The following is a 14,711-nucleotide window of genomic DNA, read 5'->3' as shown; positions in this document are numbered from 1 at the left end:
TTATAATAAATTAATTCAATTCTCCCTGAAACGCCCTTTGCAACAACCCCTGAAACAAGTCCTCGCTTTTTGCCAAGGATTCTTGGGTTTGTTGTTTTTGGGTTTCTATTATTTGTACTCGTTCTGCGAATTGGTTTTGGAGTTTGATTGGAGGAATTGGGGCTATTTCACTATGTACTAATTTTCTATCTAATGTTGGAACACCAGCTCCATGGGAGAATCTTTCGATATTGAAATGTTCGATAAAATTTTTAAGATAAATCAGATTATTGTCGAACGTTTTATAACCATATAGTGAAGTATTTAAGGGCCAGCAATCTTGCTTTATCAGTTGAACTTTACCAATCGAACCAGAACGACCAGTGACAATACAAGCTGTATTAACTTTACTTATATTATGATAACCAACAATTCCTGTTGAGGCAACTACTGGAATATTTCCTTTAATCCTTGAATTGTGTGGTAAATCATAACCTCTTTTTAGCGAAATTATATTTTCAAATATTGTAGTTTTCCAACCTTTTGAATTAGATTTTATATCCCCAAACATTTCCAAAAATAAACTTTGTGTCAAGGCATCATATTTTTCAATGAGTTGCTTGTGGTATTGGCGCAGCTCATCAGCTTTGTCGAGAATGGCGGCGATTTTTTGTTGGGTTAGGAGATCTGGGATAGGAATTTCTAGTTCCTTTAAATTAGTTACAGCAAAACTGGCTTGGTTTACTGATTGATTAGAGATTTTAAGAATTTGATTTTTAAAATATTTAGTTTGAAAATAATAAAATAAATATTTTGAATTAGAAAAATTTGGATTATTTCTAAGACACAATAAATTCATGCCATGAATTAATTTTTCAGGGTATCCTGTGTAAATTGCAGACTTTCCAAGATGCTTAGGGCTATTAATATGTGTAATTAAAATGTCATTTTTTTTTAATAAATATTTCTCATATTTAATTAGATCTTCATCGTATATGTCAGCATAACCTAATCGGTTTTCATCAATGGTTGAATTCCAAATTGTTTCAATTCTCGATATAGGAATACCTTTGGCGTCTTCGCTTTGTTTTATTGCGGCACCATTTCTCGCAAATTCAATAACATCATTTAATTTCATTTGCTTCATTATGTTGATATTATTGCCAATTCGTTCATTTACTGTTAATTCCATATTTTTATGCTAATTACCCTTTCAATTTTTCTTTAAGGACTATATTTAGAGCATCCCGATTTTTAATCGGGACGGTCGAAGGTTCGAATCCTTCTGCGATTACAATGCGATTTTAGGATTTCTGGTTCGCACTTCGACTTCGCTCAGTGTGACAATCAACCATAATTTTAGGGTCACCGGTTCAATCCCTGGAGGAACAGCATTAATTTATTCCTTGTGTTTTCAATCTCGTTAGGGGCGCAGGATTCATAATCCTGAGGTCTTGTATTCAGATCCCTCTTAGTTCGCATTTCTTTTAAATCTGCCCTTGCATATAAGTATCCATTATTCTAACTGTTTTAATTCGTTTTCTAATTCTTCAATTGAAGGTAAACTACTTTTGAGATCGTCAGGTACTACTTCCGTAAACTGAAATTCGCTGATTCCCATTGGTTTGTTGATGTCTCGTAAAGAGAATTCGGCTTCGATATTATTTTTGTCCCTGCATAATAAAATTCCTATGGTTGGTTTGTCGTCCTCTTGTTTTAACAAGGTATCTACCGCCGAAAGGTAAAAATTTAGTTTTCCAGCATATTCTGGAATAAACTTAGTGTTTTTGAGTTCAATTACCACATAACATTTCAGTTTGATATGATAAAAAAGTAAGTCGATATAATAGTCATTTTGGGCTATTTCAAGATGAAATTGTTGTCCTACAAAGGCAAAACCTTTTCCTAGTTCCAATAAAAATTTAGAAATATGTGTGATGAGTTGTTTTTCAATGTCTTTTTCCTGAAAAGGTTTGGTCATCATCATAAAGTCAAAAACGTAAGGGTCTTTGAGCGTTTGTTGTGCTAAATCAGACATAGGCTGTTGCAGTGTGTATTCAAAATTTGTAATCGCCATACCCTGTCTTTTGTAAAGGTTTGATTTTATTTGGAGTGCTAATGTTTCTCTTCCCCAAGCATTCTCGATGGTTTCCTGAATATAAAATTTTGCTTGGTTCAAATCTTTATCTTATCAATAATTAATTTGATATGACCCCACGGAATTTGTATTAAAAGCGGCAATAAATTTTCGTCCCCAAGCTGAGGACTATTTGAATCCTGTTCGTCCCCAAGTTGAGGACTAAAGTAAAATTGCTTATAAAAAAGCTTACAGTATTTTAAATTGGTAACCGAAAAACCTTTCATCTCCGGGAATTCATCTTTAAGATCATTGCTCATATTTTCCAAGAAACTAGTTCCCCAAGCGGTTTGTTTTTCGGTAATCATACTGCCCAGCTCCCAGTAAAACTGAATGAGGCTTGCATTTACGGTAGTAGCCGCTTTGAGTTGGACAGAACGAATTTTAGATTTTATTTCAGTTATCCAATTTTTGTAATCCTTATTTAGTAGCTGTGTCATTTATGTTTTATTATTAATCCAACTCTATTTTTAATTTATTTTTCTAGCTCGACTATACAAGTGATAAAAATATTTTTATCCTCGTTTTGTAATTCTTGGGATGGCATCCCAAGAATTCGCTTTTTCTTCTTATTTGAATTTTGCGGATGGCATCCGCAAAATTCATTATTGTAACATTTTTTCTAAATCGGTCATTGCCTGTTGTCGTTTGCCGTCAATAAGCTTTATATCGGCAATAAGTGTTTGAGGTTTTTCATACACCACTTCATCATAGATAATTTCCTTGTAGCGGTTGATACTGAGGTCGTAGTCGTTAGCTACAATGTCGGCTTTTGGGATAAGGAAGGATTTTTGAGTACGGTCAGTCCCCACCCCAGCCCTCCCCGAAGGGGAGGGAGTTGTACCTATTGATTTCCAATCTAACAAAATGTTGGGGATGTCGCATTTTTCTTTGAATTCTTCTAATACACTTTCTGGGTTAGCAAAACATTGCTCGAAAACTTCTTCTGAAAGTTGAGCGTTGCGTTTGTCATCCAGGCTAAAACCATCGGCTAGCATATCGTAAAACCAAACCTTGTCTGTACCGCCGCTATTGGTTTTGGTAAAAAATAAAATGGCAGTGCTTACTCCGGCGTAGGGTTTAAAAACGCCACTTGGCATAGAAATCACGGCTTGTAATTGTTGGTTTTCGACCAGTTCTTTACGAATACTTTTGTGTGCTCCTGAGCTGCCAAAGAGAACGCCATCGGGCACTATGACGGCAGCACGGCCGCCTAGTTTTAGCATTCTTAATATCAATGCCAAGAATAGCAATTCGGTTTTTTTGGTTTTAGTTATCGCCAATAAACTGCTTTCTACTTCGTCATAATCTAAAGCGCCTTTAAAAGGGGGATTGGCTAAGACTAAAGAATATTGGCTGCTGATGCCGCTACTTTCACTCAAGGCAGAATTGCCAATCAGAGTTGGGTTTTCCATTCCGTGTAATTGCAAGTTCATGGCCGAAATTCGCATCATAGAAGGGTCAATTTCGATCCCGTTGAACATGGTGGAATTATAATGTTCCCGGAAGTCTTGATCCATGAACCAGTCTTCGTGTTTCTCGTGGATGTATTGGGAAGCGGCGACCAAGAAACCAGCTGTTCCGCAAGCGGGGTCGCAGATGGTGTCGTCTTTTTTGGGTTGGGTCATTTCGACCATCATACGAATGATGTGGCGCGGGGTTCTGAATTGTCCGTTGGTACCAGCTTCGGCAATCTTGCCTAACATGTATTCGTATAAATCGCCTTTGGTATCGCGGTTGTCCAATGGCAGTTTGTCAATTTGTTGCACCACACGATCCAATAGTTTTGCCGTTGGTATCATAAAGGTGGCGCCTTTGATGTATTCGGTAAATGCACCGCCATCTTTGCCCAAGGTTTTCATAAAGTCGAAAACGGTAACGTCATTCAAATGGCGTTGTGGGCGTGTGAACAAATTGAACATTACTTCCGGGTCTTTGTCCTTGAAACTGCTCCAACGCAATTCTTTTTGTTCGGGAGAATAGATGGGTTTGTCGGTAGTCACACCGAGCATATTGGTTCTTTTCTCAATCAGGGTTTGTTTGTCGTCCAATTGTTTCAGGAAGATGAGGTAGGTAAATTGTTCGATTACCGTCAAGGGGTTTGAGATTCCGCCCGTCCAGAAGTCGTTCCAGATTTTGTCTATTTGAGATTTTATTTCGCCTGTGATCATAAGGTGTTTTTGAAATTATATATTAATTTGGGCTTCGACTGCGCAAAGTCTGACAGTTCTTATTCTAATTCTACAATTGTTTCGTCACTATCGTAATCTTGTTCTAAAGCTTTAACGGTTTGAACCGCGTTACCTGCAATTCCTCTGATGGAACCGTACATATGAACGGTATTGCTAACTACTTTATGAATTTGTTTCTCGCGTTTTTTCCAATGTGCCATCATCGACCTTTTTTCGGCTGTTAAATCGGCTTCCATTTGCGAAAATCCTTCCACTATGCCTTCCATCTGTAAACGGAATTCATTGCTAGTCAAGAAATCATACAGCATAGCCATTTTATCTCCTTTGTGTTCCTGTCCTTGAACGGCATCGCTTACTTTTATCAACGATTGTCGCAAGATAGCACTTAGGGCTTTAAATTCCTCGAAAGTACAGATGTAAATTCCGTCTTTCATTCCCATCCTGTCCATATCATTAGGCATCACTTTGGTAACCAAAACACCTACATTTGCTTTTTTATCTCGAATATCATTCTTGAATTTTTCAATCCAACCTAATGTAAAGTTTTTGGCATTCTTGCTTTCATAGTAAATAGTGCCACAATTTTGTAGTTCGCGGGTATTAACAATTTGCAAGCAATCGGCGCCATTGACTCCTTTTTTTATTTCACCAATTGTATCTAAAGGGAATTGAGAAGCTAACCATTCCTCAATAGCTAGTTCCATTACTTCGCCTTGCAACTGCATAGAACCTTGTTCCTGCTTGCGTTTCATCTCTTCAATCAGTTTATTTTGGTCATCCGATTTTTTCTGAAACTCCTTGATTTTCATTTCGTTTTTTTCGGCTTCCTGTTTGACTATTTTTTCTCTTTCCACTTCTAAAACCGCATTCAATTTGATTTGATTTTCGGCTTCAATAGCCTCTTTCATTTCTGATTTTTCTCGTTGCAATTTGGCGTTTTCGGCTACCATTTTATTATAATCGACAAGCTTTTTCGATTTTTCAGTAAGTTCTATTTCCTTAGCCAAGAAGAGTTCTTTGTTTTCTTCTTCCAGTTTGATTTTTATTTTCGCAGTTATTTCTTTTTCAGAAACTTTTTTAGCTTGCTCCAACCGGTCTGCAAACATTTCATTTTCCAGTTTCTTTTTGGATTCAAATTCGGCTTTCGCTTTTTCTAATTCTTCGTTTTTAGCCGCTAATTCGGTTGCTTGTGCGTTAACAGTAGCTTGGTATTCTAAACGGATACTGTCTTCTAATTGGTGTTTTAGAATTTCATTCACATCGATTGAATTACCACATTTTGGACATTTGATAGAAGTTTGATCAGACATTGGATTTACGTTTTATTGGTTTACCCAGCAAATTTAGAGAGGGTGTGTGCATTATGTGTACACAGTAAATTACTATTTTTTATTTGTTGAATTTTCAGGTCTTATTTAATTATCGATACTTATGTTATAAATTATATCGTGAAGGACATCTTTTCGTATTTCAAAAATTTGATCATTTAATGTCATATCTTTTGACAATAGTCTTTCTACAGGTTTAAAGCCGTGAGCTATACCACCATCGATGCGAATACTAAAAGAAATATCATCGGCACTAAATTGGAAAAATCTATAATGGGGTAGTCTATTTTCTTCTTTTATATTGATTTTGAAATTAAAGTCATTGGATAGTTCCTTCAAATCATAAGCATAATCGTCATACTCTTTGTAATTGTGAATAATGTATTCCGGATAATTTGGACTTTTGAAGGCTGATTTTTCTAAATGCACGTTGAATTCTGAAATAGAAATTGACCATAATTCCTTAAGTTCATTGATAAATTGTAACATCAATCGCATTGAAAATTCGGATTGATTGTATTTATCAAAATAAGAAACAGTGAAAGATTTGTCCTTTATTTTTGATACTAAATCTTGTGCATTGCTTAGGTTTTCTGTTACAAATTTAGCTAAATCATTACTTTGACTATTTCTGGTAATAGTATGAATTTTAGATTCGTATAAATTACTGGTAGTGAAATTTGGTAACAGAAAAGGTTCGTTATTTTTAATGCTATCCAACTCCACTTTAAAGAATTTTTCTTGTACATCCTTGGTCCATTTGTCTTCTAAATTGGCATAATTTGCCTTAGACACATATCCAATCCTGTTATTATTTTCCAGTTCTATTGTTAGGTGTACCGGAAATTCAAAAAGTGCCTCATCGTTTCCTTTCTTCAGATTGTAGTTATGCGATAATAGGAGTAGCGATAATTTTTCCTGATTGTTGGCGTATTTGACATCACCTTCGATAATAAGGTTAATTTTGATTCTATCTCTTTTTAAATTTTCTAACCATTCCATATTATCAGTTTCCCAATCAGCAATGGTATTGTTGGTATGGATGTTTATTTCTTTGATTCCGAAATGATAATTATAGCGTTTAATTTCATCCAATAAAGAACCAAAAACTGGGTTTGCATTTAATGTTTTAGATTTAAGTACATCCGGTAATTGGTTATCAAGAGCAGTTTTTAACCAATCTATAGCAATATGTCTATCAACATCTTCAATATGCCATTGTGTATTTCGGTCTATTAGACATCTGGTGCAGCCTGTACTTTTGCATTCGCAATTATCTAATACTTCTAGCGCTTGTCGAAGAATTTTTTCTGTATATAAACGGAATTGTGAGGAATAGCCAGCGCCACCTTTAGCTGTATCGTAAATAAAGACAGTTAGATATCCATTGTGTTTTTTAATACCAAATCCTAATTCGGCTTCTTCGATTGCCAATAGTTCGGCTAGTGATTTAGTAAAGATCACACCTAAAGTATAGGCTAGTTTCTTTTCGTTTACAAATGAGTTATCAGGCTTTTTCAAACGTATTTCGGTAAAATCGGTTTTAAATCTACTTCCCAAAATAATGTAATCACGAATGTTTTGAGCTGTACATAGACTTTCTCCATCTTTATCTTTTCCACCCCTCAAGCGTTTGTGCCCTTCGAGTTTTTCGTTTGAAGCTTCTACTTTACCGCAATCTAAACATAAACTATAGCCTTCACCACTACCAGTATTGTAAAAAAGTATTTGTGCATTTTCTTCTTCAGTGCTAGACCTAAAATCGATATACCCGTTTTGATCTAATTTCCAAGGGTCAATATTAAGAAGTAAAGGTTCTAAATATTGGGGTTTGCTTTTTTCTGAAATCACCCTTGTAGGAGTGGTATATAAATCGATAGAAAAACCTGCAGGCTCTATAAGTTCTGTAAAATTCCCTTTGTGTTCTCCTAATTCTATGCCGACGAATGAATTTGAATTTCCACACTTTGGACAGTTTTCATTTACTTTGCCAAAATCTACTGTACGTTGGAAACCACAATGTTTACATCCTTGTATGGTAGAACGCTCTGTTGCTTGTCCCCAGTTGTTTTTCATTATTATACCCGATGATTTATAATTTAATCCATCAATTAGTATGTTGTTTCCTGGAGCAAATTCAGTTAAAGCTCTTGTTATTGGATAACTCGGATTTGTTTTAAATTTGTTTTGCTCATTACGACTGATATCTGATAAAGTTAATTTTTCGAAATCTACTATACCCGTTGGTAAACCAGCATTTGGTAAAAAATTATCTTCGGCTAAGTAGCTTATCACAAATTTTTGAAGGAATTGCCCTTTTCTATATTTTACAGCTTTATAAGCCGGACTGTTATCTCCAAATTCTTTTTCTAATTCCGCTAATTTTTTTTCGTAACCTTCTTTTTGCTTTCTAACCCTTTGAATTACTTTTTTGAAATTATCAATCACCAATGTGATTAATTGTTTGGAACTACTATTACTCAGAGGAGTTTCTTTAACTAGGTAGGTTAATTGGTTTTTAAAGTCGGAGAGATCATTGTTTTCCAACCAGTTTAAAAAGGCTTCGGCAATAGTAGGAGCTCCGTCAAAGAAGAATTTATCAATATTTTCTTTTATATTAAGACCTCTATTTTCATTTTCAGGTTGCCTAATAAAAATACCGAACAGGAAAGAATTAACGTGTCTTACCACAATGTTTTTACTATCAAATGCCAAAATAGGTGGAGCAATTTTATGTTCTAATGCCCATTTTGGATTGTTCATTGTACGCAATCCAATAGGATTTGGAGCACAGAAAGTCAATGCAAGTGATTTGTTTTCTGAACGACGACCTGCACGACCAGTTCTTTGCAGGTAGTTGGCCGGCATAGGAGGTACATTACTCATTACTACAGCAGAAATCCCGCCAATATCAACACCCATTTCCATCGTAGTTGAGCAACTCAAAATATTTATTTCTCCTGTTTCAAATTGTTGTTCTAACTCTTTCAGTCTTTTTTTGTCTTGTTGTGCGGAGTGTTCTCCGGCTAAATATAGCTTGTCAAAATCAAAGATTCGTTCGTGAAGGTCATTCCAGAGTCCTTTATTTCTTGCTTCTTGACTGTTTTCTTTCAACCAAACCTCAACTTCATTTTTATTTATTGGAGTATTTTCTTCACTCAAATGATGTGGATGAGAATAAGTTGGAAATTGGTGGTTTTTACTATCGTCGATTTTGTAGTTCCGTAAATTTTCTTCCATTAGATTACCTTTAACCCAAGGTGAATAACCTCTGAAAATTTTATCTACTAGTCGATTGGTAACAGGACATAAAAATTCTTGTCCAGCAATTTCAAATTGAGTGTTTTCAAGTAAATTTAATTTGTATCCATCTCCATCTGCAGTTAATATTTTTTCTTTTAGGGTTCTCCATATTTTTTCTAAGAAATCATTAAGTAGATCTTCTCTTTCTTGATTAATATCCTGTTTATCCTGCCAACCGAGTCCAGCACATATCAATAGTACCAAACGTGATTGTGCAATAGAATTTGGGTTATAAAGTGCCCATTTCTTTGCATTTGCTATTTCAGAATTAGCGGGATATATCAGTTGCGAACGATAAAATTTTGAAGAAAATAACCTCATTGAATCATCAAAGAAAAAATTGAAATTATAGCGTAGGCTATAATCAGCTGCAATTTTCAATAAATTTTGCCACTCATCCTTTGTAATATTTAGTTTAATGGCTATTTCAGGTAATTGAATATTTTCAAGATTAGGATAAACTACATTAACCAAACCTAAGTTTTCCAAAGACCTTTCTCTAGGAATTCTTCGAGCAAATTGATCGTATAATAAAGATTTAGCATAGGTTTCGTTTTCAGTTGCAATGTTGTTACCTCTGGCTCCCTTGAAAAAAAGTGTTTTGAAACCATCTTTTTCCTTAATAAAATCAATTATTTCTTTCCAGGAAGAACGACTATGATTTAATGATTCCCCATTGCCCGTATTTAAAATGATGTTGATTTGATTTATTTGTTCCTCTATGTTTTTTTTCATAAAAGGTAAAGCCACATCTAATTGTTGGACATACTGAGCTCTTGCTTGTATTAACTCATCTTGACTTGCATCAACCTGATTCTTCTTTAGTTTGGTGAGTAGGAAATGATAGGTTTGATATCTTATCCAATCACTTTCACTGTCAATGTTTATTAATGCCGCAATCTTTGCTGTACCTTGTCTGCTATCTGTAAAAGAGATGTACTTTTTGCCTTTGTAAAGTGTTTTTGATGTGACTGTTATAGCATCTGTAGCATTTGGTGTTTGGTCTAAAACAATATCGGATAAAATTCTATTAGTGAAAGCCGATGAAATCCGGAAGTGTATAGGGTTTTCATTTAGATTCCCACAATGAGGACAATGACTATCCTCTGTCATCAAAAATTCTTCCCCTGATATTATGTTATTGTTTTCTGAAATGGAACAAGGAAATAGGTTTTGATTTCTTAAATTTAGATGTACATTATTTTTAATAAGCCTAACGGAATTATTATTTGTTTGTTCTTGTTGATTTTCCTCATTTTCATTATTTTCCATATTGAAAGCTTCATATCCAACACTCGCTTTTTGGGTTATCTTGTCTCTTTTGTCTCTTCCTTTTGCTCTTTCTCCTTCAATCATCATATTGCCACAACTCCTACAAGCTATTAACTCTAATAAAGGATGGCCACAGCTGCATTTTTTTCCAGCTACAGTGTACATTGTTCCTAATGCTTTTTCAGGTTTTTTATCTTTGTGCTTATCACATTTAGAATTAGTGCATACATAAACCCCTCCAATTCCTCTAGTAAAAAAGTGACCACGTAGTGGCAATAAATTTTCTTTATCTACCTTTTGATCGGCAAGAATATCGACAGCTTCTAATTGTTTGTATTTATCTGTAATCTTTAATTTTTGTCCAATCTCTTTTTGGCTTAAACCAGCAGTTTTTAACAGCTCATTTCTTAAAAGTATTATATTATTTTGAGTTAATTTATCCGTTAGATTTGGAATGTCTTGGTCTGAAATTTGATTGTTTACTCTTTTTCCCTGAATAACTTCAATTTGATTTATTGAAATACCACATAGGTCTGACATAAATTTTTTAAGTATATCCGTATTACCATCACCCACAGTTGCAGATGTGATAGCAAATCTTACATTGGCAACATCTACTTCAAATGCAGTAATTACTCTTCGAATCAATAAAGCCATTTCAGCTGCTTTAGAACCAGTGAGTGTATGTGCTTCGTCTAACAATATCCATCTCAATTTTCCTTTTGATTTTTCAAGAATAGGTACATCGGCATTTCTTACCAACATATATTCTAGCATTGTTGGATTGGTAAATAATATTTGAGGAGGTGTTTCTCTAATTTGGTCTCTTGAAATAAGTTCAGGAAGCCCTTTGGCTTTTTTGTCTTTACTACTTTCTTTGTTTGAAGTTTCACCTGTTAACAATGCGTATTTCACTCCATCTAAAGCAGAACACCAAGCGTGCATTCTTTTTCTCTGACTGGCAATCAAGGCATTTAAAGGATATAAAAATATCGCATTTATACCTTGCTGATGTCTGCAATTTTCGTGGATATCTTGTAGCACTGGAAGCATAAAACATTCTGTTTTACCAGATCCGGTACCTGTTGTTACGGCAATTGATTTTTTTTGATTTAGTAATACTTCCCAACTTTCTAATTGATGTTTATATGGTTTTCTATCTTTTGGAAATTGAAATTCTTTATCTCTAATAGCATCAAGAGCATTTATAAATTCATTTTGAAATACATTAGTAGTTTCACCAAATGTAAGCTTGTCTTGTTCCCAAGGAAAAGTATTTTGGAAAACTGCATCAGCTATTATAGGTTCTTGAGTCAACAAATACTTAAAGTAATCCTGCATTTCTTTATCTCCGGTTGCCCAAAGTGATAGAATAGCATCTGTTAATCTGTTTTCTGTTTTAGTATAAAATTCTTGAAAATTCATAGTTTAATTTTTTAGGGCTTGTAAAATGACTCTGCTGTAAAATTCAGAATTTAGATACTGGCTGTATTGTATATTTCTTCTAATACTTTCTCTATGGTCATCGCCAGCCCAAATAGGATATGCATTTGGGGTATCGTTAATTGACTCAGCGACCGCAATAGGTGCTCTTAATAATAATTTTACAGGCAAATGTTCATTTATAGAAATATTATATTCTTTTGTGATTTTAGGAGTCATACGTGGAAGTTCTTTCAGTACTCTTTCGCCCAGTAAAGCTCGTACCTCACGTATATCACTATATAAGATATTTTCTTTTTTGATATTTTCGCCCATAATAAATTTTAATATATCATCAAATCCATTTTCCCGCATATATAAAGAGATCAATCCGGAAATTTGTACAAAATATTGATTTTTATATAGTTCGTCTAATTCATTTAATGCAATTCCCCAGTCCTCATTTTTAATCCAATGAAAGCAAAAACCTAAATCTTTTTCCATTTCAGGAATAGCTTTTTGGATAAAAAAATCAGTTTCCTCCTGGTTAATTCCTAAAAACAAAAAGGCTCTTGCAGCGACCTTTGAACTTCTTGAAATTGCTCTTAATTGATCGAATGTTGAGAATGGTATGTGGTTTTTAATACAAATAGTAAAATAAGTTAATGACTGCTTCCATATTTGACCATCAAAATTTTCTTCTAATAGTTGGGAGTGAAATTGATCCATACGTTCCTTTTTACTTATTTCTACAAATTCTTCATTCGTATTCACATAACGAGGCATTAATTGTTTGCCCTTTTCTGTGGATGATATAACAATAAATTGATTCGTTATTTCAGTAGAAGGAATCGTATAGTATAATTCATTCCTAACTAAAGGAATTAACTCTATATTTTCGGATTTGCAATTTAATGGGATTGCATATAAATCTAATTCATCTTCAGAAGACTGCAGACTTACATTGTTTTCAAATTGTTTTTCTACATTTAAAGTATGGCTAAATCCAGTAATTTCATAGGTTTTTGTCTTACTACCTTCTATTAACTCTAAACAAACTTTGTTTCTGTAATCCATAGCATCGGCTAAATAATACAGTCTTGTAATTTCCTCTAAAAATGAAATAATTGGTTGAGAGGATTCTTTAATCTCCTTAGTAATTATCACTTCTGTTTTTAATCTGTTTTTAATTCTAAGAATAGTTCCGGTATTCGGTGTACTCAAAATCCGAAGACCATATAAGTTTGCCAAAGTTAGTTTCTCTACTTCAGTAATTACTTTCCCATCGGCATTAGTTATAGCCATCCCTTCAAATGGAGAAGCCATCTCGAAGTAAAGTTTCTTTTGGTTTTTTTGTCCAAGAGAACCTTTTATTCCGGTAGGTATTTTTGAGTATTCGGTATTAACTTTTAAAGAGAATTTATTATTGAGTTGTTGTATTTTTAAAATCGGAGATTCATCCAATTTAAATTCAAATGATTCTAGGTTATTTATTTCTATTTCTGCATTATCTATAGCTTTAGTGGCATATTTAGCTTTGAGATTGCCAATATTAAAAAACATATCATAAGCAATGAGTCCCTCTTTCTCTATCTTAATGTCAATACAGCCCAATGGGATATGATGTAACTTTGATAGTCCTTCCCAACTTTCATTTGAATTATGTTTTCTTATCCAAATTTTAGACTTTGAATCAGGTAACCTATTGCTATTCTCATCATAAATAATAACATTGGGAATGCTATTTACAACGGGCATACTTGCTTTTAGCATCCAAGCTGGTTTTTTACTTACAATTGTACATTCAAATGAGTTTACACCACTTAGATATTTTCTAACTTGTTGTTGATTGCAAATTTCCACTTCTCCTTCAAAAGTTAACCAGGATAATTGTTCCTCGTATAAAGAAAGGTCCATTGTTAGAAGATTGCTATACCAATCTGCGGGAAAAAGTATTGCGGCCTCATTGTTAGAAGTACCATTTCCTTTTATTAAACGCCATTCATTATCGGAAAATCTAGACCAAAGACTCGGTTCTTTTAGGTTCGGAATCGTTTCAATAAAATCCGTTACTTCGTGTTTTTCACCATCCTTTATTACGTATGTATAAGGCAAATTACTTACTCCATTCCACTCTTGATTTTGTTGATTATACCAGTCTGTTTTAAAGTTCCCGTTAATCATTTTACGGAATACACATATTAATTCTTCATTTACATAAAACTGATATTCTTTACCTGTTACTTCAAAGCCTAAAATATTGGATAGGGATTCTGAGTTGTATGAATCTGCAAGCCCAATTCTCAGAATAATACTTATTTTCTCTTTTTTGAAACTTAAAAGCCAGTAGTTTTTAGGTTTAGAAAATCTTTGTTTTCTAATGAGTAATTTTTCTCTAGCTTTTAGAGTATTAGAAATTGCTTTTAAAGCCTCACTTTCTTTAAAAAGCTCGTCATAAATATCCTCTTTATTTAAAAATGATTTTACAATTTCGAAACAATTTTCATAAATGTCTTTGTTTTGACTAGACAGAGGCAAAAGCCCTGTAATGTGGGGTTTGAAAATAAAATCCTCAATCGTTTCTGGTTGTTCTTCTAAAACTGCTATTAAAAAATTTAGGTATATACCTTGATTTTCAGAGATGTGAGATAAAGGTAGCCCTCCTTGTAAAAGTAACGTTCTAAAGTATAGTGTGTTTTGTCGGGTTATCCACTTAATTCCTAACATTCGAGCTCCTGTTACAGCAAGTTTAAAAAAATCTTCTTGATTAAAATTATGTCTTACATTGCCATTTAATGAATTAAAAATCTCGAATTTACTTGGTGTTCCACCGTTGTAATTTTTTTTCCACCATTCTGCGTAATACATTGTAACATCTCTTGGATCGATAGATAAAGGTCGAGCAAGTTTTAATTCTTCTAGGAGTTTTTCATAATCCTCATCATTAAACATATATTTCCAAAGAGGTCTTCCGTCGTGTTTTGGTAAATTTTTTGCTAGAAGTAAAGTAGAAAAGAAGCTCATAAATATTATATTTAAAATTTATAATGCAAATGTAAAAGGGCTCTGTGCATTATA

7 protein-coding genes are annotated in these 14,711 nt (G+C 33.8%); all 7 read right to left on the bottom strand.

What is annotated here, in order from left to right; genetic code table 11:
- Window positions 1-10 precede the first annotated feature (10 nt).
- Entirely contained in the window at window positions 11-1,171 is a 1,161-nt protein-coding gene (locus tag EKL98_RS08625; protein WP_126562054.1) for a restriction endonuclease subunit S, read from the bottom strand.
- Between the two features lie 324 nt (window positions 1,172-1,495).
- Complete coding sequence (locus EKL98_RS18050) at window positions 1,496-2,158, bottom strand: PDDEXK nuclease domain-containing protein (RefSeq protein WP_233589402.1); 663 nt, start codon at window positions 2,156-2,158, stop codon at window positions 1,496-1,498.
- A complete protein-coding gene (locus EKL98_RS18045) occupies window positions 2,155-2,556 on the bottom strand; it encodes a DUF1016 N-terminal domain-containing protein (RefSeq protein WP_233589401.1) in 402 nt (133 codons plus the stop codon). Before EKL98_RS18045 ends, EKL98_RS18050 begins: the two co-directional genes overlap by 4 nt.
- A 165-nt stretch (window positions 2,557-2,721) precedes the next feature.
- Entirely contained in the window at window positions 2,722-4,287 is a 1,566-nt protein-coding gene (locus EKL98_RS08615) for a class I SAM-dependent DNA methyltransferase (RefSeq protein ID WP_126562053.1), read from the bottom strand.
- A gap of 59 nt (window positions 4,288-4,346) precedes the next feature.
- The gene (locus EKL98_RS08610) at window positions 4,347-5,618 is read right to left on the bottom strand and encodes a DUF2130 domain-containing protein (protein WP_126562052.1); all 1,272 of its coding nucleotides are present in this window, start codon (window positions 5,616-5,618) and stop codon (window positions 4,347-4,349) included.
- A 105-nt stretch (window positions 5,619-5,723) separates the two neighbouring features.
- Window positions 5,724-11,636, bottom strand: a complete 5,913-nt coding sequence (locus EKL98_RS08605; protein ID WP_126562051.1) for a DEAD/DEAH box helicase — start codon at window positions 11,634-11,636, stop codon at window positions 5,724-5,726.
- A 3-nt stretch (window positions 11,637-11,639) separates the two neighbouring features.
- The gene (locus tag EKL98_RS08600; RefSeq protein ID WP_126562050.1) at window positions 11,640-14,657 is read right to left on the bottom strand and encodes a hypothetical protein; all 3,018 of its coding nucleotides are present in this window, start codon (window positions 14,655-14,657) and stop codon (window positions 11,640-11,642) included.
- Window positions 14,658-14,711: the final 54 nt, after the last annotated feature.

The organism is Flavobacterium bomense (assembly GCF_003970355.1).
This window is presented reverse-complemented; position numbering and strand designations above follow the sequence as displayed.

Excerpts from the sequence above, each read along its gene's own strand:
- EKL98_RS08625 (WP_126562054.1), bottom strand. The coding sequence starts at position 1,171 with ATGGAATTAACAGTAAATGAACGAATTGGCAATAATATCAACATAATG.
- EKL98_RS08600 (WP_126562050.1), bottom strand. The coding sequence starts at position 14,657 with ATGAGCTTCTTTTCTACTTTACTTCTAGCAAAAAATTTACCAAAACAC.
- EKL98_RS08615 (WP_126562053.1), bottom strand. The coding sequence starts at position 4,287 with ATGATCACAGGCGAAATAAAATCTCAAATAGACAAAATCTGGAACGAC.
- EKL98_RS18045 (WP_233589401.1), bottom strand. The coding sequence starts at position 2,556 with ATGACACAGCTACTAAATAAGGATTACAAAAATTGGATAACTGAAATA.
- EKL98_RS08605 (WP_126562051.1), bottom strand. The coding sequence starts at position 11,636 with ATGAATTTTCAAGAATTTTATACTAAAACAGAAAACAGATTAACAGAT.
- EKL98_RS08610 (WP_126562052.1), bottom strand. The coding sequence starts at position 5,618 with ATGTCTGATCAAACTTCTATCAAATGTCCAAAATGTGGTAATTCAATC.